This is a genomic window from Streptomyces sp. NPDC055103 (assembly GCF_053607625.1).
The window spans coordinates 93,357-117,156 of the sequence record NZ_JBSGTX010000017.1; the positions used below are offsets into that span (position 1 = coordinate 93,357).

A 23,800-nucleotide genomic window follows, 5' to 3' on the forward strand; every position below is an offset into this window, starting at 1 on the left:
TGTGCTGGGGTTTTTGGCCTCTTGTTCGTGGTGCACTAGGGCGGGGGTTCTCTTGTACGCCCGCCGGTGCTTCTTTGCTCGTATGACACTCACCGCCCCTGCCGGGCACACCCCGGGAGCACCCGGACCCGCCCGTGCCGGACGCCGCGAATGGGCCGCCCTCGGCGTCCTCATGCTGCCCCTGCTTCTCGTCTCCATGGACGTCTCCGTCCTCTACTTCGCCATCCCCTCCATCAGCGCCGACCTCCACCCCGGAGCCACCGAACAGCTCTGGATCCTCGACACCTACGGCTTCGTCCTCGCCGGACTCCTCGTCACCATGGGCGCCCTCGGCGACCGCGTCGGGCGCCGCAGGCTCCTCCTCGGCGGCGCCGCCCTCTTCGGCGTCGCCTCCGTCGCCGCCGCGTACGCCCAGAGCCCAGGCGCCCTCATCGCAGCCCGCGCCCTCCTCGGGCTCGCCGGCGCCTGCCTCATGCCCGCCACCCTCGCCCTGATCCGCAACCTCTTCCAGGACCCGGCCCAGCGCGCCAAGGCCGTCACCGCCTGGACCTCCGTCATGGCGAGCGGCATCTCCCTCGGGCCCGTCGTCAGCGGCGCGCTCGTCGAGCACTTCTGGTGGGGCTCCGTCTTCCTCATCAACCTGCCCGCGATGGCCCTGCTCCTCGTCCTCGGGCCCCTGCTGCTTCCCGAGTCCAAGGGAGCGGCCGGCGGGGGGCCGTTCGACCTGGTGAGTGCCGGGCTCTCGCTTGCCGCCCTGTTGTCCCTGATCTACGGGATCAAGGAGCTTGCCCAGGGCGGGTGGGCGCCGCTGCCCGCATGGGGCGTGACCGGTGGGCTGTTGCTCTGCCTCGTGTTCGTTCGGCGGCAGGCCCGGCTCGTCCATCCCGTCGTCGACCTCGGTCTGATCCGCACCCGCGCCTACGGCGGCTCCGTTCTCGTCAATCTGCTCGCCATGGTCGCCACCGTCGGCTTCGCGGTCTTCCTCACCCAGTACCTGCAGTCCGTCCTCGGCCAGAGTCCGTTCGAGGCCGCCCTGTGGAGCCTCGTCCCCGCCGTCGGCGTTCTCTTCGCCGCCCCCGTAGCCGCGGTGCTCGCCCAGCGCGTCGACCGGGCGTACGTGATGGGGGGTGGGTTCCTGGTCTCCGCCCTCGGGTTCGCCTGGCTCGCCTCGGTCGACCGCACCACGCCCTTCTGGGCCGTCCTCGTCGCCAGTGCCCTCTACGCCGCCGGGCTCGTCTCCGCCATGACCCTCGCCAACGAACTCGCCCTCGGCGCCGCCCCGCCCGAGCGCGCCGGCTCGGCCGCCGCCGTCCTCGAATCCGGGCAGGAGCTGGGCGGCGCCCTCGGGATGGCGATCCTCGGGTCCATCGGTGCGGCCGTCTACACCTCGGCCATGCCCTCTTCGGCTCCGGCTGCCGCCCGGGAGACGTTGGGGGGTGCGCTGGCTTCCCCGGGGCCTGTTCTCGACGCGGCTCGGTCCGCCTTCACCGAGGCCATGGCCGGTGCCGCCCTCGGGGCCTCTCTGCTGATGGCCGGTGCCGCTTGTTTGTCTGTCGCTCTGTTGCGGGGGCGTTCCTGAGTCGTGGGTGCGTGGGGGACGTTCCGGGGGTCGCGTTCGGGACTGCATGATTTACGGCGCCTGCGGGCTTCTTGAGAGCTCGGCGTTTCTCTTGCGCCACAAATCACGCTTTACGTCCCGAACACGACCCCCTCCACGTCCCCCACTCCCGTTCGGTGGGCGCCGGTCGCTCCCGGTGGTGGGCTGAACAGCCCGCCACCGGGGGCCGTTCAGCCCACCAGGCTGTCCCGCCAGGCCTGGTGCAGGCTCGCGTAGTGGCCTTCGCCCTTGATCAGGGCACTGGGCGTGCCGTCCTCGACGATTCTGCCCCGCTCCATCACCAGGACCCGGTCCGCGACCTCGACCGTGGAGAGGCGGTGGGCGATGACCAGCGCCGTACGGCCCGCCAGGACCGTGTCCATCGCCCGCTGCACCGCCCGCTCGCCCGGCACGTCCAGCGAGCTCGTCGCCTCGTCCAGGATCAGGACCGCCGGGTCCGCCAGGAGTGCCCTCGCGAACGCCACCAGTTGGCGCTGGCCCGCCGAGATCCGGCCGCCGCGCTTGCGTACGTCCGTGTCGTAGCCGTCCGGGAGGCCCGCGATGAACTCGTGCGCCCCGATGGCCTTCGCCGCTTCCTCGATCTCGTGTCGGGTCGCGTCCGGGCGGCCGATCGCGATGTTCTCCGCCACCGTTCCCGAGAAGAGGAACGCCTCCTGGGTGACCATGACCACGCCTCGGCGGAGGGTGGGGGTGGTCAGGTGACGAAGGTCGATGCCGTCCAGGAGGACCCGGCCGTCCGTGGGGTCGTAGAAGCGGGAGAGGAGTTTGGCCAGGGTCGATTTTCCCGCGCCCGTCGCGCCTACCACCGCCACCGTCTGGCCCGCCGGGATCGTCAGGTCGAAGGCGGGCAGGATCTCGCCGCCTGTGCGGTACGCGAAGCGGACCTTTTCGAAGGTCACCTCGCGGCCCGGTGTGCCGTTGCGGTCCGGCAGGTCGGCGGGGTTCGTCGTCTCCGGGACGCCCGGTTCCTGCGCCAGGAGGCCCGCGATCTTGGCCAGGGAAGCCGCCGCCGACTCGTACGAGTTGAGGAACATGCCGAGGCGGTCGATCGGGTCGTACAGGCGTCGCATGTACAGCACCGCCGCCGCCAGGACACCCAGGGCGAGGGTGCCGTCCGCCACCCGGTACGCGCCCCACAGGCACATGCCCGCCACCGCCGTGTTCGCGACCAGCCGCGAGCCCACGACGTAGCGGGCCATCTCCAGGAGCGCGTCGCCGTTGCTGCGCTCGTGGCGGTGGTTGAGTGCCGCGAACTCGGTGTCGTTCCTTTCCTCCCGGCGGAACGCTCGCACCGGGCGGATGCCGTTCATCGTCTCCGCGAACTTCACGATCACGCCCGCGATGGCCGTGGACCGCTCGGCGTACACCTTGCCCGCCCGGCGCCGGTAGAGCCGTACGAGGAAGGCGAGGGGGAGGAAGGACGCGACGGCCACCGCTCCTGTGCCCAGGTCCAGCCAGAGGAGGACGGCGGCGATCGAGACGAAGGAGAGGACCACGCCGATCAGTTCCTGGAGGCCCTCCGAGAGCAGTTCGCGGAGCGACTCGACGTCCGTCGTCGAGCGGGAGATCAGCCGGCCCGAGGTGTAGCGCTCGTGGAAGTCCACGCTCAGGACCTGGGCGTGGCGGAAGATCCGGCCCCGGATGTCCAGCAGGACGTCCTGGTTGACGCGGGCCGCGACCCGTACGAAGGCGTACTGGAGGAGTCCCGAGAGCGTCGCGCAGAGCAGATAGCCGAGCGCGACCGCCACCACCGGGCCGTGGTCTCCCGCGCGGAAGGCCGGGACGCCCCGGTCGATGGCGTACGCGACGAGCAGCGGGCCCGCCTGGATCGCCGCCTCCTTGACGAGGAGGATCAGCGCGGCGGCCGTGACCCGCGGGCGGTGGCCCGCGAGGAGCGAACGCAGCAGCGCGCCCGTCGCACCCTTGGGGGCCGGCAGGTCGTCGCGGTCGAAGGGGTCCGCGGGATGGGGGCCGGGGAGCTCCGGGGCTTCGTCCCTCGCGGCGACGGCGGTGTCCGTCATCGGTGCTCGTTCCCCTCGTCGTCGCCCTCGCCGGACATCAGCCAGGCGTATTCCTCGCTGCTCCGCAGCAGTTCCTGGTGCGTGCCGACCGCCGTGACGCGGCCCCGGGAGAGCAGTGCGACCCGGTCGGCCAGCATCACCGTCGACGGGCGGTGCGCCACGACCAGCGCGGTCGTCTCGCGCAGCACCTCGCGCAGCGCCGCCTCCACCCGGGCCTCCGTGTGCACGTCGAGCGCCGAGAGCGGGTCGTCGAGGACCAGGAAGCGGGGCTTGCCGACCACCGCGCGGGCCAGCGCGAGCCGTTGCCGCTGGCCGCCCGACAGGCTCAGGCCCTGTTCGCCGACCTGCGTCGCCGTACCCTCCGGCAGTCGGTCGACGAAACCGTCGGCCTGGGCCACGCCGAGGGCGCGCCGCAGCTCCGGCTCGCCGGCTCCGGCCGCGGCGCCCATCAGGACGTTCTCGCCGACGCTCGTGGAGAACAGCGTCGGCTCCTCGAAGGCCACCGACACCAGGGTCCGCAGCCGCTCCCGCTCCATCAGCGCGATGTCCTCGCCGTCCAGCAGGATCCGCCCGCCGGTCGTCTCGTGGAGGCGCGGTACGAGCGCGGTGAGCGTCGTCTTGCCAGAGCCGGTGCCGCCTACCAGGGCCAGTGTCTCGCCCGGGCGGATGTGCAGGTCGATGCCGTCCAGGACGGGTGGGGACCCTTCAGGGGCGTCCGGGTAGCGGAAGGACACGTTCTCGAACCGCACCCCGCCTTGGCCCTCCGCCGCCGGAGCGGAGGAGGCGGACGTGTCCGGCTCCTCGTCCGCGTCCATCACCTCGAAGTACCGTTCCGTCGCGGTCGCCGCCTCCTGGCTCATCGCCAGGAGGAAGCCGATCGACTCGACCGGCCAGCGCAGCGCGAGCGCCGTCGACAGGAACGCGACGAGCGTGCCCGCCGACAGGTCGCCGTCCGCGACCTGCACGGTGCCGAGGACCAGGGCCGCCCCGATGGCCAGCTCGGGTACGACGGTGATGACCGCCCAGATCATGGCGAGGAGCCGGGCCTTGGTCAGCTCGGTGCCCCGCAGCAGCTCCGCGAGCGCGCGGAAGGCGCGGGCCTGGCTGCGGTGCCGGCCGAAGCCCTTGACGATCCGGATGCCGAGGACGCTCTCCTCGACGACCGTCGTCAGGTCGCCGACCTGGTCCTGGGCGCGGCGCGCCACGGCCCCGTACCGGCTCTCGAAGAGCGAGCAGACGATCACCAGCGGCAGGACGGGGGTGAGCAGCACCAGACCGAGGGACCAGTCCTGGGCGAGCAGCAGCACGTAACCGGCGAGGATCGTCACCGCGTTGACCAGCAGGAAGGTCAGGGGGAAGGCCAGGAACATCCGGACCAGCATGAGGTCGGTCGTGCCGCGCGAGAGCAGCTGCCCCGAAGCCCACCGGTCGTGGAAGGCGATCGGCAGCCGCTGGAGCCTGCCGTAGAGATCGGCCCGCATGCGCGCCTCGACACCGGCGAGCGGCCGCGCCACCAGCCAGCGCCGGTACCCGAAGAGGAGGGCCTCGGCGATGCCGAGCAGGAGGAGGTAGAGCGCCCCCAGCCATACACCGCCGGTGTCGCGGTCGGTGACGGGTCCGTCGACCATCCATTTCAGGACGAGCGGGATGACGAGTGACAGACAGGAGGCGACGATCGCGACGAACGCGGCCGTGAACAGCCGCGTGCGTACGGGGCGGACGTACGGCCACAGCCGCAGCAGGACGCGTATCGCCGAACGGTCGCGGGAGTTCTCTGGGGGCAAGGGTTTCTCGGGCATCAGGTCCGACCATACGGTTCACCACTGACACGTCTCATCCGGTTTTCCCGCCGATTGGTCTTGACCTTACAAAGCCCCACGTCGCAGACTTGCGCGACCCCACAGGGGGGTCTGCACAGGGGGATCACATGACCACGCTCGACGCCTACGAATCGCGCTGCGAGCAGCTTTTCCTGGCCGGCGGCAACGCGGCCGTCCGGCGCGCCGCCCAGGAGGGCCTCGACGCCCTCGGCCCGCACGCGGACCTCTTCTGCTGGCTCGCCCTCGGGCACGCGGCGGAGGACGAGGACGACCACGACGACGAGGCGGAGAAGGCCTTCCGTGCCGGGCTCGCCCTCGACGGCGACCACCTCGGGCTCCTCGCCGGGTACGCCGAGCTGTGCCTGCGCGCCGACGAGTTCGACCACCCCGGCCGCGCGGGCCGCGCGGGTGCCCTCTCCCGGCGGCTCAAGGAGCTCGCCCCCGCGTCGGCCGAGGCGGACCGGCTCGCCGCCGCCGAACGCTGGGCCCGCCGCGGCTACTGGGACGACCTCCGGATGGGCGCCGCGCAGGGCAAGGTGGCCGGGCGCGAGACCGAGGCCCAGGCGCGTGCCCTCGACGCCGCCCTCGCCGGCGGCGGCCTCGACGCCGCCCGCGCGGCCGTGGCCGCCGACCCCACCGACCGTGAGGCCGCCGTGCGCGCCGCGACCATCGAAGCCCTCGCTGGCCCGCGGAACGCCCCCGTACGCTTCCTCGGCCGCCACCGATCGGCTGTCTGGGCGGTCTCCGTCCTCCTCTGCCTGGGCACGAACCTGCTGCTCCGCGAGACCGGTGTCGTCGACTCGTTCAGCGTGTGGGGCTATGTGTGGCTGGTCCCCGTCGTGCTCGTCGACCGCCGCTTCGCCGCCGTCCGCAAGGAGGCCGACGCCCGCCACGTCGCCCGCCTGGAAGCGGAGCTCTCCGCCCGGAAGTGACCTTCCGGGCGCGGGGGGCCCGGTGTCACTCACGGACCCGCAGGAGCACCGTCGAGCGGGCGCCCACCGTGATCGTCCCGCCGGCCCGGTGGACCGTGCCCGGTGCGTGGGACTGGTTTTCCCGGGTGGTGTCGACGAGGAGTTCGTACGACTCCGCCCACGGCGCGTCCGGCAGCCGGAACTCCAGCGGCTCGGGGCCGGCGTGCAGGACGGCGAGGAAGCTGTCGTCGGTGATCTGGTCCCCGCGCTCGTCCCGGCCAGGGATGTCGCGGCCGGAGAGGTAGAGGCCGAGCGTCGCCGTCGGCGCGTACCAGTCCCGCTCCGTCATCTCGCCGCCGTCCGCGCCGAACCAGGCCAGGTCCCGCAGCCCGTCGGCGCCCTGCGGCCGTCCCGAGAAGAAGGCCCGGCGGCGCAGCACCGGGTGGCGGTGGCGCAGGGCGAGCAGCCGGCGGGTCAGGGCGAGGAGCTGGGCCCGGCCCGGGTCCTCCGGCAGCGACCAGTCGAGCCAGCCGATCTCGTTGTCCTGGCAGTACGCGTTGTTGTTGCCGCCCTGTGTGCGGCCCATCTCGTCGCCGGCGACGAGCATCGGGACCCCGGTGGAGAGGAGGAGCGTGGTGAGGAGGTTGCGGAGCTGGCGGAGGCGCAGGGCCTGGATCTCCGGGGCGTCCGTCTCGCCCTCCGTCCCGCAGTTCCAGGAGCGGTTGTCGTGGGTGCCGTCGCGGTTGCCCTCGCCGTTGGCCTCGTTGTGCTTCCGCTCGTACGTGACGAGGTCCCGGAGCGTGAAGCCGTCGTGGGCGGTGACGAAGTTGACGGAGGCGTACGGCCGGCGGCCGCCCCAGGCGTACAGGTCGCTGGAGCCGGAGAGCCGGTAGCCGAGGTCCCGCACGTCGGGGAGCGCGCCCCGCCAGAAGTCCCGGACGGCGTCCCTGTAGCGGTCGTTCCACTCGGTCCAGAGGGGAGGGAAGGCCCCCACCTGGTAGCCGCCGTTGCCGACGTCCCAAGGCTCGGCGATCAGTTTGACCCGGCGCAGTACCGGGTCCTGCGCGATGACCGCGAGGAACGGGGACAGCATGTCGACGTCGTGCATCGAGCGGGCCAGGGCCGCCGCCAGGTCGAAGCGGAAGCCGTCCACACCCATCTCCGTCACCCAGTAGCGGAGCGAGTCGGTGATGAGGCGCAGCACCTGCGGCTGCACCACGTGCAGCGTGTTGCCGCAGCCCGTGTAGTCGGCGTACCGGCGGGCGTCGGACTGGAGCCGGTAGTAGCCGCGGTTGTCGATGCCCTTGAGGGAGAGGGTGGGGCCCAGCTCGCCCGCCTCCGCCGTGTGGTTGTAGACGACGTCGAGGATCACCTCGATGCCCGCCGCGTGCAGCGCCCGCACCATCCGTTTGAACTCGCCGACCTGCTGCCCCGTCGTCCCGGACGAGGAGTAGGCGGCGTGCGGGGCGAAGTAGCCGAGGGAGTTGTACCCCCAGTAGTTGCGCAGGCCGCGCCGCAGGAGGTGGTCCTCGTGCGCGAACTGGTGGACCGGGAGCAGCTCCACGGCCGTCACGCCCAGGCTCACCAGGTGCTCGATCGCCGCCGGGTGCGCGAGCCCCGCGTACGTGCCGCGGAGCCGCTCCGGGATGCCGGGGTGCTGCTGGGTGAAGCCCTTCACGTGCAGTTCGTAGATGACCGAGTCCTGCCAGGGCGTCTTGGGTCTGCGGTCGTCCGACCAGTCGTCGTCGTCCTGGACGACGACCCCCTTCGGGACGTACGGCGCGGAGTCCCGGTCGTCGCGGACGGTGTCGGCGACATGCTGCTGCGGCCAGTCCCGCACGTGCCCGTACACCTCGGGAGGCAGGGCGAAGTCCCCTTCGACCGCCCGCGCGTACGGGTCGAGCAGCAGCTTCGCCGGGTTCCAGCGGGCCCCCGTCCACGGGTCCCAGCGTCCGTGCACGCGGTAGCCGTACCGCTGCCCGGCGCCGATCCCGGGCACGAAGCCGTGCCAGATCTCATGCGTCAGCTCGGTCAGCGGCAGCCGCCGTTCCGTGCCGTCGCCGTCGAAGAGGCACAGCTCCACCGCCTCCGCGCCTCCCGCCCACAGGGCGAAGTTCGTGCCCGTCACCCCACCGGGGCCGACCCGGCAGCGGGCGCCGAGGGGCGTCGGCGCCCCCGGCCACACCGGCGGGCGCGTCCTGCCGGCCGTGCCGGGCTCCCCGATCCCCGGCCGGGCCCGCTCCAGGGCACGCTCCTGTACCGCCTCCTGCTCGGCTGCGCTCGACACAGTCCCCGCCTCCCGCGGCTCGTGGGGCTCGTGGGGCCCGCACCCGGGGGAGCGGCGGCGTCCCGGCCGCCGCTCCCGCGCGTCGCTCTTTCCCGTCGTCCTCCCTGTTCTGCCCGCACGGCCGTGCTCCCAACATGGCCCGCACGCACGTTTCCCCTGGAGGGGGGCTGTCGTTGGGCCGAGCGTGAATCGTGTATGGAAGCGGACGAGGTACGCCCTGGCGGTGGCGGGACTGATGGCGGGCCTCGCGGGCTGCACTGGAGCGGGCGGCGAAGGGGGCGTCGACGTCACCCTGCCGGGCAAGGCGCGGGCCCCCGGTGACGTCATCCGGGTGAGCCCCGAGGACGGCAGCCGGGCGGTGCCGGCCGAGGGACCGGTCGAGGTACGGGTGGACAGCGGACGGCTCGAACGGGTGACGGTCGTCCAGGTCGAGGACGCCCAGCGGACCCGGGTCGCCGGCGAGATCTCCGCCGACGGGCTGCGCTGGCGGCCCCGGCCCGACGCCCGGCTCGCGCTGGCCGCCAAGTACAGCGTGGACGCCGTCGCGCTCGACGCCCACGGCCGCCGCTCGGCCCGGCACACCACCTTCACGACCGTCGTGCCGGAGAGCCGGTTCATCGGCTACTTCAAACCGGAGAACCGTTCCACTGTCGGCACCGGCATGATCGTCTCCTTCTCCTTCAACCGGCCCATCGAGAACCGCGACGACGTCGAGCGCGCCGTCCGCGTCACCTCGGACCCGCCGGTCGAGGTCGTCGGCCACTGGTTCGGCAAGGAGCGGCTGGACTTCCGCCCCGCCGCGTACTGGCAGCCGGGCACGAAGGTCACCGTCGAGCTCGCGCTCCGCGACGTCGAGGGGGCGCCCGGCGTGTACGGCATCCAGCGCAAGAAGGTCGGCTTCACCGTCGGCCGCTCCCAGGTCTCCCTCGTCGACGCCGCCGCGCACACCATGGAGGTCCGCAGGAACGGCGAGGTCCTCGCCACGGTGCCGATCACCGCGGGCGCGCCGAAGACCACCACGTACAACGGCAAGATGGTCGTCACGGAGCTGTACGACGTGACGCGGATGGACGGGCGGACGGTCGGCTTCGGCGGCGAGTACGACATCAAGGACGTCCCGCACGCGATGCGGCTCACCGAGTCGGGGACCTTCCTGCACGGCAACTACTGGGCCTCGTCCGGCACCTTCGGCTCCGCCAACGTCAGCCATGGCTGCGTGGGGCTGCGGGACGAGAAGGGCGGCAGCGCGGACTCCCCGGCGGGCTGGTTCTTCGACCGGACGCTCATCGGCGACGTGGTGGAAGTGGTCAACTCGCGTGACCGGCAGGTCGCTCCCGACAACGGGCTCGGCGGGTGGAACATGGAGTGGAACCAGTGGAAGGCGGGTTCGGCGCTGCGCTGACCCATGTGCCCCCTCGTGCCCCTCTCCTCACCAGGTCATCACCCGGTCGCCCTACCACGTCGATCGGGACGGAACGGTGACATTCGCGAGGATCTTTCGTGTCCTGCGGTGTGATTATCTAGCGCCGTGTGCGCGAGCGGTCGCGCACGGGGGTGGGGCCGTGGCGTTGCCAGGCCGTGCGAGGGGAGACGACCACAGTGAACGGGCAGCCGATATCGGGGGCATCGGTAGGAGCGAAGGGCCGGCGCGCCCGCCGACGCGGGGGCGTCCGTCTGCAGGCGCTGGCCGCGGGGGCGCTGCTCATCGTCCTCACCGCCTGCGGCGGCGGTGAGACGGCCACCGGGGGTGGCAAGGGGGGCCAGGACCCGGCGTCGCAGGGGAGCGCCAAGCCGGAGAACGCGGCCTCCCAGGCCGTCGTGACGATCCTTCCGAAGGACGGCGCCGACTCGGTCGCCACCAGCGGGGCCCTCAAGGTCACCGCCGAGCAGGGCAAGCTGACCACGGTCACGGTCGCCGACTCCAAGGGCGCGGAGATCGAGGGCAAGATCGCGGCGGACGGTGCCAGTTGGGCGCCCACCGCGCACCTGTCCGGGGGGACGCAGTACAAGGTCCACGCGATCGCGAAGGACGCCGAGGGCCGTGAGTCGGCGAAGGACACCACCTTCACCACCCTGGTCCCGCAGAACACCTTCATCGGCCACTACACGCCGGAGGACGGTGCGACCGTCGGCGTCGGCATGCCGGTCTCCATCAACTTCACCCGGGGCATCACCGACCCGGACGCCGTCGAGAAGGCCATCAAAGTGACGGCCGTCCCGGCCGTGGACATCGAGGGGCACTGGTTCGGCAACGACCGCCTCGACTTCCGCCCGGAGAAGTACTGGGCCGCGGGCACCAAGGTCACCGTCGACCTCAACCTGGACGGCGTCGAGGGCCGCCCGGGCGTCTACGGCAAGCAGAAGAAGACGATCACCTTCACCATCGGCCGCCGTCAGGTCTCCACCGTCGACGCGAGCGCCAAGACGATGAAGATCGAGCGGGACGGCACGATCATCAAGACGCTGCCCATCACCGCGGGTGCCCCGTCGACGACCACGTACAACGGTCAGATGGTCATCAGCGAGAAGTACAAGGTGACCCGCATGAACGGGGCCACGGTGGGCTTCGGTGGCGAGTACGACATCAAGGACGTGCCGCACGCGATGCGTCTCTCCACCTCGGGCACCTTCGTGCACGGCAACTACTGGGCCCCGAAGAGCACCTTCGGCTCCTCCAACGTCAGCCACGGCTGCGTCGGTCTCTCGGACACGCGTGGCGCCGGTGACAGCTCGACCCCGGCTGCCTGGTTCTACGACCGCTCGATCATCGGTGACGTGATCGTCGTGAAGAACTCCAAGGACAAGGTCATCAAGCCGGAGAACGGCCTCAACGGCTGGAACATGCCGTGGTCGGAGTGGACCGCGTAGGTCTCCCGCGACAGGGGCCCGGTGCTGTGAGCAACAGCACCGGGCCCCATCGTGTTAACGCGGACTAACCTTCCTCCCATGACTGTGAACCTCGAAGTCGCCGATGGCGTCGGCACGATCCGCCTCGACCGCCCCCCGATGAACGCCCTCGACATCGCCGTCCAGGACCGGCTGCGTGAGCTGGCCCAGGAGGCGACCGACCGCGACGACGTGCGGGCCGTGATCCTCTACGGCGGGGAGAAGGTGTTCGCGGCCGGCGCGGACATCAAGGAGATGCAGGTCATGGACCATGTGGCCATGGTCAAGCGCTCGCGCGGCCTCCAGGACGCCTTCACCGCGATCGCCCGCATCCCCAAGCCCGTCGTCGCCGCCGTCACCGGCTACGCCCTCGGCGGCGGTTGCGAGCTCGCGCTCTGCGCCGACTACCGGATCGCCGCCGACAACGCGAAGCTGGGCCAGCCCGAGATCCTGCTCGGCCTCATCCCCGGCGCCGGCGGCACCCAGCGGCTCTCCCGGCTGATCGGCCCCTCGCGCGCCAAGGACCTCATCTTCACCGGCCGCATGGTGAAGGCGGACGAGGCCCTCACCCTCGGCCTGGTCGACCGGGTCGTCCCGGCCGCCGAGGTGTACGAGCAGGCGCACGCCTGGGCCGCGAAGCTGGCGCAGGGTCCGGCGCTCGCCCTGCGGGCCGCGAAGGAGGCGGTCGACCAGGGTCTGGAGGCCGACATCGACACCGGTCTCGCCATCGAACGCACCTGGTTCGCGGGGCTGTTCGCCACCGCCGACCGGGAGACCGGGATGCGCAGCTTCGTCGAGGAGGGCCCGGGCAAGGCGAAGTTCGCCTAAGGCCTGCCGCAGTCGTCTCCGTGGGGGCCGATTCCGCCGGAACGGCCCCCGCGGACGGCCCCTTGCGGCCATGATGGGGGGCATGGCGGGCCTGGAGGGTAGGGAACAACCGTGGCAGCGCGGCAGCGCCGCCGCCGCACGGTGGTCACCGGCCGTGGATGACGAACAGGTCGCCGACATACTGGAGTTGTACGGCAACCCGGCCGAGGAGGACGTGCGGCTGCCGTCCCGGCCCGAGTCCGCTTGGGTCGCCCGCCGGCTCACGGAGGGCGTGGTCCTGCGGCAGTGGGGGCTCGGCCCGCAGATCGCCGAGCACGCGGTGCTGCTCGTGTCGGAGCTCGTCGGGAACGCCGTCCGGCACACCGGCGCCCGGTCCTTCGCGCTGCGGCTGCACCGGCGGCGCGGCTGGATCCGGATCGAGGTACGCGATCCCTCGCGCGGACTGCCCTGCCTGATGCCCGTGAGCGAGCTCGACACGAGCGGCCGCGGGCTCTTCCTCGTCGACAAGCTCTCCGACCGCTGGGGTGTGGACCTCGCGCCGCGCGGCAAGACGACCTGGTTCGAGATGCGGGTCGCCGACCGCGCCTGAGGCCCCTTCCCCCGGACGCACGAAAGCCCCCGTTCGCCGTAGTGCGGCGCCTGGGGGCTCTCGTGTGGTGCGCCGTGGACGGGGGGGGGGGGGGTGTATCCACGGCTGCTATGTCGACCTGGCCCGGGTCAATGGGGGTCGTGTCTCCGACTATGACAGACATGCGGCCTCGGCGCCAAAAGTCCTTACCGGGGCAGAATCGGTCAAATAGGGATTGATCGTCTATGAATCATTGGTGACCTGCGGCACTCGCCTTGCAAACATTGAATGGCTATGCGGTTCATCGATTGTTTCCCCGGCTCGTCCGCATGCTGGACGCCCTGAGTCGAGCCGCAAACGTCCTGAATCGGCCTAATCGTCACGATTTCGTCGACATCCTTCTTTACTGGTCGCGTGAAGTCGACCGATCGCCGCGGTGCCCTCAGGACCGGCGCGGCCGCCGCCCTCGCGGGAGCCCTCGCCACCGCCTGCGGCGCGGAGCCCCGCCCGGCCCCCGCCCCGGGCCGCTCCGGAACCGTGCCCGGAACCGCGCCCGCCCCCGCTCCGGCCGCCGCGCCCGCCCCGCACCGCTTCCCCGGCCGGCCCGCCGAGATCGAGCACGGCCCCCGCGGCCGGCCCCGGGTCGCCCTCACCTTCCACGGCCAGGGCGACCCCGCCCTCGCCCGCACGCTCCTCGGCCAGGCGGAGAAGGCCGGCGCCCGCGTCACCGTCCTCGCCGTCGGCTCCTGGCTCGACGCGCACCCCGGCATGGCCCGCCGCGTCCTCGACGGCGGCCACGACCTCGGCAACCACACCCAGCACCACATCGACGTCAACGCCCTGACCGAGGCCGAGGCCCAGGCCGAGATCGAGGCCTGCGCCACCCGCCTGCGCCGCCTCACCGGCTCCGTCGGCACCTGGTTCCGGCCCTCCAGGACCCGGCACGCCACCCCCGCCGTCCTCCGGGCCGCCCACCGCGCCGGATACCCGCACACCCTCTCGTACGACGTCGACTCCCTCGACTTCACCTCGCCCGGCGCCGCCGCGATCGTCCGCAACGTCACCGGCGCCGTCCGGCCCGGATCCGTCGTCAGCCTGCACTTCGGCTACCCGGAAACCGCCGACGCGCTGCCCCTCCTCCTCGCCGACCTCGACCGCCGCGGACTGCGCGCGGTCACCACCACGGAGCTGCTGACCTGATGGCACACCTCACCGCGCGCGGCAGGACCCTCCTCGCCGCCGCCCTCCTCGTCACCCTCGCGGGCTGCGGCGGCGCACACCAGGCCGAGAACGGCGCCGCCGGGGTCAAGAAGGCCGCCGCCCCCGCCGTACCGAAACCGGCCGCGGCGCCCGCCGGTCTCCCCGGCATGCCGCCGCTCCTCGACCCGAACGACGTCTACGCCGCCGACCGGCCGAACAAGCTCTCCCCGGTGGTCAGGAACTTCCCCTCCCGGGTCTACGTCCCCAACACCAACTCCAACACCGTCTCGGTCATCGACCCCGCGACCTACCAGGTCGTCGAGACGATCCCGGTCGGCGTCCAGCCCCAGCACGTCGTCCCCTCCTGGGACATGAAGACCCTCTGGGTCAACAACAACCGGGGCCACACCCTCACCCCCATCGACCCCGCCACCGGAGTCGCGGGCAAGCCGGTCGAGGTCCACGACCCGTACAACCTCTACTTCACGCCCGACGGCAAGTACGCCGTCGTCATGGCCTCCCTCGACCGCGAACTCGTCTTCCGCGACCCGCACACCATGGAACGCAAGAAGACCGTCCCCGTGAGCTGCTACGGCGTCAACCACGCCGATTTCTCCGCCGACGGACGGTACTTCGTCGTCTCCTGCGAGTTCTCCGGCGAACTCCTCAAGGTCGACACCGAGAAGATGGAGGTGATCGGCCAGCAGAAGCTGCCCTTCGAGGGCGCCATGCCCCAGGACGTGAAGATCTCCCCGGACGGGAAGACCTTCTACGTCGCCGACATGATGGCCCACGGCATGTGGGTCCTCGACGGCGAGAAGTTCACCACCCCGACCCTGCTGCCCACCGGCAAGGGCTGCCACGGCCTCTACATCAGCCGGGACTCACGCGAGATGTACGTCCCCAACCGCGGCGAGGGCTCCGTCTCCGTCTTCGACTTCGGCAAGAACAAACTCACCAAGAAGTGGTGGCTCCCGGACGGCGGATCCCCCGACATGGGCGGCGTCTCCGCCGACGGCAAGGTCCTGTGGCTGTCCGGGCGTTACGACTCCGAGGTCTACGCCATCGACACCACCAGCGGCGAACAGCTCGCCCGCATCCCCGTCGGCGGAGGCCCCCACGGCCTCGCCGTCTACCCCCAGCCCGGCCGCTACTCCCTGGGCCACACCGGCATCTTCCGGTAGGCGGCGCCGGACCGGTCAGTGGGCCACCAGCAGCGCCTCCGACGCCACCGGGCGGAAGCCCGCCGCCTGGAAGACGCGCACGCTGCGGGCGTTGCCCGGCGACTGCTGGGCCCACACCACCGCGTCCGGGGTGAGGTGCCGGGCCGCCGTCGCCAGGGCGCGCCCGAGACCCCGGTGGCGTACGTCCTCGTCGACCTCGATCGCCGCCTCCCAGCGGCCCGCGACGCCCCGGCCGAGAATCAGCACCCCGCCGTCCGCCGCCCACACCTGGACCTCGTCGCGGAACTTCATCGCCCGCGCCACCCGGGGGTGGGACGGGTCGTCGATCTCGCGGAGCTCCAGCGGGGCGGGGCCCGGCAGGGCGTCGGCCACCGTCAGCAGGTCGATCGTGTTCATGCCCCGGCCCGTGCGGGCCATCAGGGCGGCCAGGAAGCCCGGGTTCATGCTCGCCGCGAGCGGGTCGCTCGCGGTGGCCGCCAGCTCGGCCCGTATCCACTCCGGATCGGCGTCCGTGAACACCACCGAATGGGCGGTGAAGGCGAGCACGCCCGCGTCCCGCGGGTTCGGCTGCCGCACCACCGTCGTCGAACCGTCCGAGGGCGGGAAGTCCCCGTGTGCCGCCGCCGCCAGGATCCGTGCCACGTCGCTGCTCATACCGCCATCATCCAGCAGGGACGGGCCCGCTAATCTGACCACCGTCAGAGAAGTACCGAGAAGGGGCGGAAGCAGTGGCGGACATCGAGTCGGCACGCACGGCATTCAACAGGTTCGACGCGGACGGCGACGGCTTCATCACCGCTGCGGAGTACAAGAGCCTCATGGCGCAGTTCGGCGACTTCAACGTCACCGAGACGGTCGCCGAGGTGCTCATCAAGCAGCGCGACACCAACGGCGACGGCGTCCTGTCCTGGGACGAGTTCTGGGCCCACTACAGCAAGGCCTGATCCGCCCGCCCGGGCGGGCGGCTCACATCTGAGTTGCCGCCCGTCCGGGGCTCGGTGACGATCGTCCGGTGACGCTTCCCGGACCCTTCGGTACCCCGAGCCGTCTGACGGTGGCGGTCCTCGCCACGGTCGCCGCCGTAGCCGTCCTCGGTCTCGCCCTGCTGGGCGCCGGCCTCGCGCAGACGGGTACAGGCGAGCTCCGGATACCCGCCGCCGGCACCACCGCGCTGCTGCGCTTCCTCGTCCTCACGGGCCTCGCCGTCCACGTCGGCGAACTCGCCGGACGCCGCCTCGCCGGGGAAGGGCCCCGGCCACGCGCCCTGTCCGTGCCCGCCGCCCTGCTCGCCGCGGCCGCCTCCGCCGGACTCCTGCTGCTCCTCGCCGCCGTCAGCGGGCTGAGCCTGCCCGTCGTGTACGGGCTCCGCGAGGGCCGCCTCCTCCTCGTCACCGCCAACGCCTTCGCCCTCGCCGCCCTGTGCGCCGCCTCCCGCCGCCCCGGCCTCGCCGCCGTCCCGCTCGCCGTCGCGGTCGTGGCCGAGGCGCTGCGGGCCCACACCGAGACGTACAGCCCCGTCGTGGGCATCGGGCTCACCGTCGTCCACCTCACGGGCGCCTCGCTCTGGCTCGGCACGCTCCTCTACGTGCTGCGCACCATGCGGCTGCGGCGCGGCGGCCGTGAGGTCCTCGTCCGCTACGCCCGGATGGCCGCCGTCGTCTACGCCGCCCTCGCCGTCACCGGCACGGCCTCGACGCTGCGCAGGCTGCCGCTGGACGCCGTCCTGACCACGGCCTACGGCCGGGTCCTCCTGGTCAAGCTGCTGCTGTTCGGCGGGGTGAGCCTGCTGGCCCTGGCGGCCAGGAGCCGGATGCTGTCCGGCGGCGACGCCGAGACCCTGGCGCGGACCGAGGTGGCGGTGCTCGCGCTGATCGTGGTGGTCTCGGCGCTCCTCACCGTGGTGCCGGATCCGCACTGGATCGCGGCCTGACCCGTCGTCCTCAGGAGGTCGCGGCGGGGGCCTCGATACGGCCGGTGAAGACGCCCTCGGTGTCCGTCCTGAGCTTCTGCGCGTAGTCGAGCCGCCTGCCCTCGTGCGGGACGGCGAAGCCGAAGGATGTCCGGTAGGACGTCACCCGGTGGGTGCGCGCGTCCAGGACCAGGGTCTCCTCGAACCTCGACAGGACGATCTTCTTCTCGGGCGCCGTGACCCCGGCCTTCCGCAGCTTCTCCAGGGTGGGCAGGAACTCCTGGGCGGCCCGCGCGACCGCCGGCCGCTCCTCGCGCTCGGACAGGTACCCGGCGGGGATCCGCAGCCGGAGCCGGATCTCGCCGGCGGACCTGACGACCTCGATCCGCTCGCCCCGCTCGGCGTAGACGGTGAAGCCGGCCAGGGCGGCCAGCGGGTCCTCCACCTTCGCGGCGGTCTCCGGGTCCGTCAGCGGCGCCTTGCGCCAGGGGGTGCCGGGTGCGCCCTCGCGCACGTACCCCGTGCCGTCTACCGCGAAGACCTCTTCGGCCTTGCTCCTGCCCTTGCTGAGGACGGTGCCGGTCTGGTGCAGCGCCTCCGGGCTGCCCGTCCGGTTCACCGTGGCGGTGTACGAGGCGGTGCCGGCCTGCCCCGCCGGAGCGCCGGACTGCGCCAGCGACTCCTCACTCGTCACCTTGAAGGTCCACCCGGCCTCGGCGTCCATGGCGGCCTCGGCCCGCGCCAGCAGGCCCGCGGGGGAGTCCGGCGCGGCGGCCTCCGTACTCTCCGGCGCGTGCGTGGCGGACGCGGACGGGGACGGGGATCCGGACGCGGTCGTGGGACCGGCCGCCGGGCCCGGGGGCTGATCCGTCCCGCAGCCGCTCACCGCCGCGAGGGCGGCCAGACCCGCCACCGCCCACATGCCGCGCATCCGTATCCGCATGTCTTCTCCGCCTCGTCCGGTATCCGTGATCATCAGAAGGGGCGGATTGTAGGCCGCGCGCGGCCCACGATCACCTCACCGGACGAATCGGGCCGCCCGCTCCGCCACGGCTGCGAACGTCACTCAGCGATCAGGTACCGTTGCGCGCTCGAGCTGCTGACGCACCAACCACCGCATCCAGGCTTGGCCACGCGGACGATCCAGACGTAGACCCCAGGCGAGGGCGGTGTGTACGTGTAATGGGAGCCGTCCTGCCAGGGCATGTGCCGCCAGGTTCCGTCGGGCATGGCTACGGAGACGGACGATGAGGTGACATCGGTCGTCAGAGCCCAACGCATGTCGACGGGTTGCCCGGCCGTGACGACGCTTTGGTCGGCGGGCGACTGCTGACGAGGGGCGTCCGGGGCATCGGCCACCGGACCGGGATCGGTGGATCCCCTCGGTCTGACGTACAGATACCGCGTCTCGGACCATGCGCTGGAGTCCCGTCCAGGGCTCTTCGCACTGTTCACCTGCCAGTGGTACAGCCCGACGGCCGTGGGCGTGAAGGAGCAGGCGGTCGTGTCCAGCCTGTCGGAATACCAGGCGGTGCCGCCCGCCAGCATGGCGACGACCTGTGACGGTCCGGTGGCGTGGTCCCACTCCAGTATCACCGAATCGCCGAGTTCCATGGTCGCTCGGTCGGCAGGCGACACGAGCTCGGGTGGGTGCGGTGTCCCCGCCGGAATGTTGGTCACGGATGAGATGTTCGCGCCGCTGCCCCCGTCCGTGGTGGACAAGAAGCAGTGCGGCAGCCGGAGCCGGTCGCCCTCAGGCTTGAGCAGCGGGGCGCACACAGCAGCAGCTGCCGACAACAGAACGAGTGGCACCAGCAGCCAGCGACGTCGACGCTTCGATGGCTCGGTGGGCGCGGTGAGTGTCCGGTTGTCCGGGCGCTCATCCTCTGCTGCGGGGTCGAGGAGAGTCGGTGATGCAGGGGGAGCTTCTCCGGGATGCCCGACCGGTATGGGAGCGGGAACAGTCAGGAGTCCGGTCGGCGGCCACGCCCAGGCTGGGGAGACGGGTCCGGTCGAGTGGAACTTCTCCAGCAACTGGGCGGGAGTGGGACGGTCGGCGGGGTTCCGGGCAAGGCAGGCGGCGACCGTCCGGCGCAGGGATTCCGGCACCCTGTTCAGGTCGGGTTCGTCGTTCAGGATCCGGTAGAGCATCATCTGCGGGTCGCCATATCCGAAGGGAGCGCACCCCGCGGCGTGGCAGAGCACGTGCCCGAGGCTGAACACGTCGCAGGCGGGCCCGATGTCACCGCCTGTGATTTGCTCCGGGGCCATGTGGCCGGGCGTGCCGATCACGACCTGCGTCCGGGTGATAGCCGTCCCGTCCAGTGCACGGGCTATGCCGAAGTCGATCACTCGTGGGCCGTCATCCGCGAGCAGTACGTTGGAGGGCTTGAGGTCACGATGGACGAGCCCGGCAGCATGGACGGCCTCCAATGCCTCGGCCAGCCCTGCCCCGAGTACCCGCAACGTCGGTTCCGGCAGTGGTCCGTGGGCGGCAACCGCCTCGGCCAGGGAAGGGCCCGGAATGTAGGCGGTGACGAGCCACGGCGGGTCGCCCGCCGCATCGGCATCGACGATCTGCGCCGTGTGGAATCCGCCGACGCGTCGTACGGCCTCCAGTTCATGAGCGAAGCGACGTCGGAAATCGGGATCGGCAGCCAGGTGTCGGTGAACGCACTTCACGGCTACCAGCCGCCCGCCCGGTGAACGTCCGAGGTACACGGCACCCATGCCACCGCTGCCCAACCGCCCGAGCAGTTGGTACCGACCGCCGACAGTCGTCGGATCGGTGGTACGTAACTCCTTCATAGCCCCTCCGTTGGGTACCGCGCGCCGGATGTTCTCGGTCATCGGGCCGACGAGCCTCGCATCGCCTCGGCGGCGTCGCTCGACTGCCAATGCGGGATGCCTTCACGCCAGGAGGCGGGCCATGGTGTCGCGGAGCCAGGTGCGTTCGGTGGACACGAAGCGGTGCAGACCGCGGGAGGCGAAGGCGATGCGCTGGGCGCTGCGTCGGCGTTCGTGGTCGTACGCGCGCAGGGCGGCCGAGAGGCCGGTGCGGCCGTGCTGGGCGACGGTGCGGGCCAGGGTCTCTGCGTCCAGGACGGCCGTGCAGGCGCCCTGGCCCAGGTTGGGTGTCATGGCGTGGGCCGCATCGCCGACCAGGGCGACTTTTCCGTCGCGTCCGCCCGGTCCGCCCTGTCCGTCGTGCACGAAGGTCGGCAGGGCGGGGAACAGGTGCCGCATCTCGTAACAGAGCCAGGAGGTGCGGTCGGTCTCTGTGAGGATATGGGGGATGGGGTCGTGCCAGTTCTTGAAGAGGTCGGGCAGTTCGTCGGCGGTGGTGCCCTCGGGTACGGCGGCGTACCAATTGGTGCGGCCCGGCTCGACCGGGGTCAGGCCGAAGAAGCGGCCCTTGCCCCAGGTCTCGCCGTGGACGTCGCTCGCGAAGTCCGCGATGCCGATCCAGGCGGCCGAGCCCACCTTCCGGGGACCGCTGTCCGTTCCGAAGCGGGCTGCCCGTACAACGCTCCGCAGTCCGTCGGCCCCGACGAGCAGATCGTGCTCGGTCGAGAGTGCGGCCACGTCGGCGACGTTCTCCCCGAACGCGACGTCGACACCCCCCAGGGTGTCCAACTCGGCCGCCATCGCATCGATCAGGTAGGGCCGGGAGATCAGCAGTTCGGGTCTGCCCGCCTTACGTTCGACGTGCTCCAGTGGGAGCCGGGCCAGCACCCGCCCGTCGGGGGTGCGGACTTGGGCGCAGCGGTACGGCACCGCGCGGCGGCGTACCGCTGCGCCGACGCCAAGGCGGTCGAGGGCGTCCTGCGCGGTCGGGTGGAGAGCGAACGCGGTTCCGTACCGCTCCAGTTCGGTTCTGCGCTCCAGGACCGTCACCTGCCAGCCGGCCCGGCGGAGCCCGATCGCCGTCGCCAGCCCACCGACTCCCGCCCCCACCACAACGGCCGTTCCCGTCATCACGCCCCCTGCTCTCGCGTCGGCCGATCCTGACTACCCCACTTGTGGTACCACGGATGTGGTACCACAAGTGGGGTATCGTGGGCAACGTGTCGACGAGCGAGGAGAGCCGACGCTGAGCGAGAACCGCCGGGATTTGCTGGGCGATGCCGCGATCGAGGTCCTGGCCGCCGCAGGCGGACGAGGCCTGACACATCGGGCTGTCGACGCCGCAGCCGCAGTGCCCCTGGGAACCACGAAGAACTACTTCCCCACAAGAGACGCCCTGCTGCGCGCCGCAGCCGAGCGGTGCGCGGAGCAGTACCACCGGACCGCTGCGGAGCTGACGCCCGCCGGCGTCGAACCCGTGGACCGCGAGGGTCTGGTGGCCCTGCTCGGCGGGCTGCTCCGGAATGTCGCCGGCCCAGGCCGTGCCCGCATGCTCGCCTATCTGGAACTGCAAGCCGAGGCGGCCCGCAGGGGCTGGCTCGCCGCCATCCTCGATCCGATCGCGGCCGCCGACTTCACCGGCTTCGAACAGGCCCAGCGCGCCGCCGGACTCCCCGTCACCCCTCGCCGGGCCGCTGCGGTCACCCTCGCCCTGCACGCCGCCATCCCCCACCTCCTCACCGGAGGCGTGCGCACGCTGACCCACGCCGGGCTGGACGACCCCGACCGGTTCGTCCGCGACCTCCTGGACGCGGTGTACCCGGTGTGACCGGGGGATCGCCGCGCGTCGCGTGTCAGGTTTTGGTCACGCCGACGCCCGGGCCGCGGAGCATGAGGAGGTCTTCGGGGTCCGACGTCAGGACCGTCGCTCCTCAGCACTCGATGATGTTCACCGCGAGACCGCCCCGCGCCGTCTCCTTGTACTTGACGCTCATGCATGACGCACTCGGCCGTGCCTCTGTCCTGCGATTCTCGCGCCTCAGGACTACCTCGTGTCACTCGTCGAGCGGTATGCGGTTGAAGCGCTCGACCTCGCCGTTCGTCTGCGGAGTCCGAAATTGTGGCAGGCGCCGTTTTCCGGCAGGACGCGCTCGACAGGGATGCAGTGGTCGGCGAAGAACGTGCTCGCCTGCTGTCAGGAGCCGATGGCGGCGTGCTTGGGTTCGCTGGGCGGGACTTCGCTCCAGGCCAGGAATGAGTGATCGTCGACGACGGAGCGGATACAGCTGTGGCCGAGCACAAGTGTGCAGCTCTTGTGCTCGATGGTGGCGGCCTTGCGGTCAGCCCCTGTGCTACGACACCCCTGCGGGGCTCGTGGGCTCGTCGATGCGACTTTGGGGCCTCAGGGCGCCGTCCTCTCTCCATCCTTGGTGAAGGTGACCTCCCGGGAGCACGGGATCTCGATGTCGTCCGATACGCAGAGAGTGCTACCACTCTTCGTGACGTTGAGGTTGATCAGGCACTGCCCTTGAGGGGAGCCTTCGAAGGAGAGGTTGATCGTGTCTCCGGCCGTGTACTGCGCGAGCGCAGCGGAGGACTGGGGGTGATCCGGATCGGAACCCCAGAAGGCCCAGGTGCCCGTCGTTGTCTCTGCTTGTGGGCAATCGCTGCCTTCGGAAACATTCCGCCAGTTGATTCCGGACGTCGTGAAGGTGCGGTTCTTCCTCAGCTCGACGATGCCTCCGTTGCCCTCCTGCCACTTGCCGGCCGCTTCGCTGTCGGAAAGCGAGGAGAGCGTGACATCCGTGGCGCAAGAGGTAATCGAGAGCAGGGCGACGGTGCACAATGCTAGTCGTAGGCGCGCGCCTCTCGGTGTGGTGAGAAGCATATAAGTGCTGTTCCTTTCGGGAGTGCGGGCGGGCCGCTAAAGGCCCGCCCGCGACAGTGTCGATCTATCGCATGACGCACATGCAGTTGTTCATCGGGAGATTCTCACGCCAGGAGAACTCCTGCTTTGTTGCGGCCCCGAATGTGCCTGAGAACATCGGATTCCATGTGCGTGGGACCAGGTGAGTCGCAGAATTCCAGTCGGAAGTGTTCTTCGCGGTGAACTGGAGCTGTACGGTTCCCTTTTTCTGGTCGACAGAAATGATCCTCCCGGTCGCTGAATAGGAGCCAAGGAACGCGTGGGCTGAATTGGATGTACCAATCTTTCCGTTACTGAGCGTGCCGCTGATATCCAGGGCGGCCCCGCGGAGTGAATTGATACGCCACCAAGGGCTGCCGGGCTCGGGTCCGACATCCTTGTAGGAGAAATTGATCCCGCCGGCCTTCGCTCCCTCGGCCTTCATCCCGTCCTTCATGGCCTGGGTGACGAGCTTGCCCCTCCATTCGGAGAACGTGGGGCCAGATGCGAGGATTGCTGTGAACTTGTCTCCACCTCGGAACTTCTCGACGTCGCGGAGCGGATAGCCTCCACCCCAAAGCCAGCCGAAGAAGAGCCCTCGGGAGGATTCCCACTCGTTGCTCGGCCCGCCCTCGTCGATGATGCCGAACACCTCCAGGTTCCTCATCTTGTCGAGAAAGCCTTGAAGATTCCCGAAGTTCCCGACGGGAGCTATCCATGATGAAGTGACCCCTCAGGTCCCGACACTTCCGTTTTATGCCGCGAGGCTCAGCCGTTGATGGCAGCGGACCCTCGCCTGGTACGGCGTGATGTAGC

The 23,800-nt window shown here is 71.1% G+C and carries 21 protein-coding genes; 12 read left to right on the forward strand and 9 right to left on the reverse strand.

Annotation, left to right across the window (positions count from 1 at the left end):
• The first annotated feature begins 82 nt into the window (after positions 1-82).
• A complete protein-coding gene (locus ACWFR1_RS13970) occupies positions 83-1,579 on the forward strand; it encodes an MFS transporter (protein ID WP_453550318.1) in 1,497 nt (498 codons plus the stop codon).
• Between the two features lie 209 nt (positions 1,580-1,788).
• Here the strand turns inward: ACWFR1_RS13970 and ACWFR1_RS13975 are convergent, their stop codons facing one another.
• Both ACWFR1_RS13975 and ACWFR1_RS13980 read right to left on the reverse strand, forming a co-directional pair.
• On the reverse strand, positions 1,789-3,639 hold the full coding sequence (locus tag ACWFR1_RS13975) for an ABC transporter ATP-binding protein (RefSeq protein ID WP_453550321.1): 1,851 nt from the start codon (positions 3,637-3,639) through the stop codon (positions 1,789-1,791).
• A complete protein-coding gene (locus ACWFR1_RS13980; RefSeq protein WP_453550323.1) occupies positions 3,636-5,438 on the reverse strand; it encodes an ABC transporter ATP-binding protein in 1,803 nt (600 codons plus the stop codon). Before ACWFR1_RS13980 ends, ACWFR1_RS13975 begins: the two co-directional genes overlap by 4 nt.
• A gap of 128 nt (positions 5,439-5,566) precedes the next feature.
• On the opposite strand from ACWFR1_RS13980, the gene ACWFR1_RS13985 reads away from it, so the two are divergent.
• Positions 5,567-6,391: a hypothetical protein gene (locus tag ACWFR1_RS13985; protein WP_453550326.1), complete on the forward strand. Its 825-nt coding sequence runs from the start codon at positions 5,567-5,569 to the stop codon at positions 6,389-6,391.
• Between the two features lie 25 nt (positions 6,392-6,416).
• Here the strand turns inward: ACWFR1_RS13985 and glgX are convergent, their stop codons facing one another.
• Positions 6,417-8,657, reverse strand: coding sequence for a glycogen debranching protein GlgX (gene glgX / locus ACWFR1_RS13990; protein ID WP_453550330.1), 2,241 nt, complete (start codon positions 8,655-8,657; stop codon positions 6,417-6,419).
• 184 nt (positions 8,658-8,841) lie between these two features.
• Between glgX and ACWFR1_RS13995 the strand changes: the two genes are divergently transcribed.
• From ACWFR1_RS13995 to ACWFR1_RS14020, 6 genes are all read left to right on the forward strand, one after another.
• Entirely contained in the window at positions 8,842-10,059 is a 1,218-nt protein-coding gene (locus tag ACWFR1_RS13995) for an Ig-like domain-containing protein (RefSeq protein WP_453550332.1), read from the forward strand.
• Positions 10,060-10,256: 197 nt separating this feature from the next.
• On the forward strand, positions 10,257-11,525 hold the full coding sequence (locus ACWFR1_RS14000; RefSeq protein ID WP_453550334.1) for a L,D-transpeptidase: 1,269 nt from the start codon (positions 10,257-10,259) through the stop codon (positions 11,523-11,525).
• A 78-nt stretch (positions 11,526-11,603) separates the two neighbouring features.
• Positions 11,604-12,371 (forward strand): enoyl-CoA hydratase/isomerase family protein, encoded by a 768-nt coding sequence (locus ACWFR1_RS14005; RefSeq protein ID WP_453550336.1) that lies wholly within the window; start codon positions 11,604-11,606, stop codon positions 12,369-12,371.
• An 82-nt stretch (positions 12,372-12,453) separates the two neighbouring features.
• A complete protein-coding gene (locus ACWFR1_RS14010) occupies positions 12,454-12,960 on the forward strand; it encodes an ATP-binding protein (protein ID WP_453550338.1) in 507 nt (168 codons plus the stop codon).
• A 393-nt stretch (positions 12,961-13,353) separates the two neighbouring features.
• Positions 13,354-14,139: a polysaccharide deacetylase family protein gene (locus tag ACWFR1_RS14015; protein ID WP_453550341.1), complete on the forward strand. Its 786-nt coding sequence runs from the start codon at positions 13,354-13,356 to the stop codon at positions 14,137-14,139.
• The gene (locus tag ACWFR1_RS14020) at positions 14,139-15,323 is read left to right on the forward strand and encodes a YVTN family beta-propeller repeat protein (protein WP_453550343.1); all 1,185 of its coding nucleotides are present in this window, start codon (positions 14,139-14,141) and stop codon (positions 15,321-15,323) included. The genes ACWFR1_RS14015 and ACWFR1_RS14020 overlap by 1 nt, the downstream gene beginning before the upstream one ends.
• A 15-nt stretch (positions 15,324-15,338) precedes the next feature.
• Here the strand turns inward: ACWFR1_RS14020 and ACWFR1_RS14025 are convergent, their stop codons facing one another.
• On the reverse strand, positions 15,339-15,977 hold the full coding sequence (locus tag ACWFR1_RS14025; RefSeq protein WP_453550346.1) for a GNAT family N-acetyltransferase: 639 nt from the start codon (positions 15,975-15,977) through the stop codon (positions 15,339-15,341).
• A 74-nt stretch (positions 15,978-16,051) separates the two neighbouring features.
• Here ACWFR1_RS14025 and ACWFR1_RS14030 point away from each other — a divergent pair, with 74 nt between their 5' ends.
• On the forward strand, positions 16,052-16,267 hold the full coding sequence (locus tag ACWFR1_RS14030; protein ID WP_453550348.1) for an EF-hand domain-containing protein: 216 nt from the start codon (positions 16,052-16,054) through the stop codon (positions 16,265-16,267).
• A gap of 68 nt (positions 16,268-16,335) precedes the next feature.
• A complete protein-coding gene (locus ACWFR1_RS14035; protein WP_453550351.1) occupies positions 16,336-17,253 on the forward strand; it encodes a CopD family protein in 918 nt (305 codons plus the stop codon).
• Between the two features lie 10 nt (positions 17,254-17,263).
• On the opposite strand, the gene ACWFR1_RS14040 is transcribed toward ACWFR1_RS14035, so the two are convergent.
• The 3 genes from ACWFR1_RS14040 to ACWFR1_RS14050 form a co-directional block, all read right to left on the reverse strand.
• Positions 17,264-18,208, reverse strand: coding sequence for a hypothetical protein (locus ACWFR1_RS14040; RefSeq protein WP_453550354.1), 945 nt, complete (start codon positions 18,206-18,208; stop codon positions 17,264-17,266).
• An 86-nt stretch (positions 18,209-18,294) separates the two neighbouring features.
• Positions 18,295-20,082 carry a serine/threonine-protein kinase gene (locus ACWFR1_RS14045; protein WP_453550356.1) on the reverse strand — a complete coding sequence of 596 codons (1,788 nt, stop codon included), beginning with the start codon at positions 20,080-20,082 and terminating at the stop codon, positions 18,295-18,297.
• Between the two features lie 60 nt (positions 20,083-20,142).
• Positions 20,143-21,210 (reverse strand): FAD-dependent oxidoreductase, encoded by a 1,068-nt coding sequence (locus tag ACWFR1_RS14050; protein WP_453550358.1) that lies wholly within the window; start codon positions 21,208-21,210, stop codon positions 20,143-20,145.
• Between the two features lie 115 nt (positions 21,211-21,325).
• Between ACWFR1_RS14050 and ACWFR1_RS14055 the strand changes: the two genes are divergently transcribed.
• Both ACWFR1_RS14055 and ACWFR1_RS14060 read left to right on the forward strand, forming a co-directional pair.
• Positions 21,326-21,907 carry a TetR/AcrR family transcriptional regulator gene (locus tag ACWFR1_RS14055; protein ID WP_453550380.1) on the forward strand — a complete coding sequence of 194 codons (582 nt, stop codon included), beginning with the start codon at positions 21,326-21,328 and terminating at the stop codon, positions 21,905-21,907.
• Between the two features lie 223 nt (positions 21,908-22,130).
• Positions 22,131-22,340 (forward strand): hypothetical protein, encoded by a 210-nt coding sequence (locus tag ACWFR1_RS14060; protein WP_453550361.1) that lies wholly within the window; start codon positions 22,131-22,133, stop codon positions 22,338-22,340.
• 140 nt (positions 22,341-22,480) lie between these two features.
• Here the strand turns inward: ACWFR1_RS14060 and ACWFR1_RS14065 are convergent, their stop codons facing one another.
• Positions 22,481-22,966 (reverse strand): hypothetical protein, encoded by a 486-nt coding sequence (locus tag ACWFR1_RS14065; RefSeq protein WP_453550363.1) that lies wholly within the window; start codon positions 22,964-22,966, stop codon positions 22,481-22,483.
• A gap of 64 nt (positions 22,967-23,030) precedes the next feature.
• Positions 23,031-23,651, reverse strand: coding sequence for a hypothetical protein (locus ACWFR1_RS14070; protein ID WP_453550366.1), 621 nt, complete (start codon positions 23,649-23,651; stop codon positions 23,031-23,033).
• Positions 23,652-23,800: the final 149 nt, after the last annotated feature.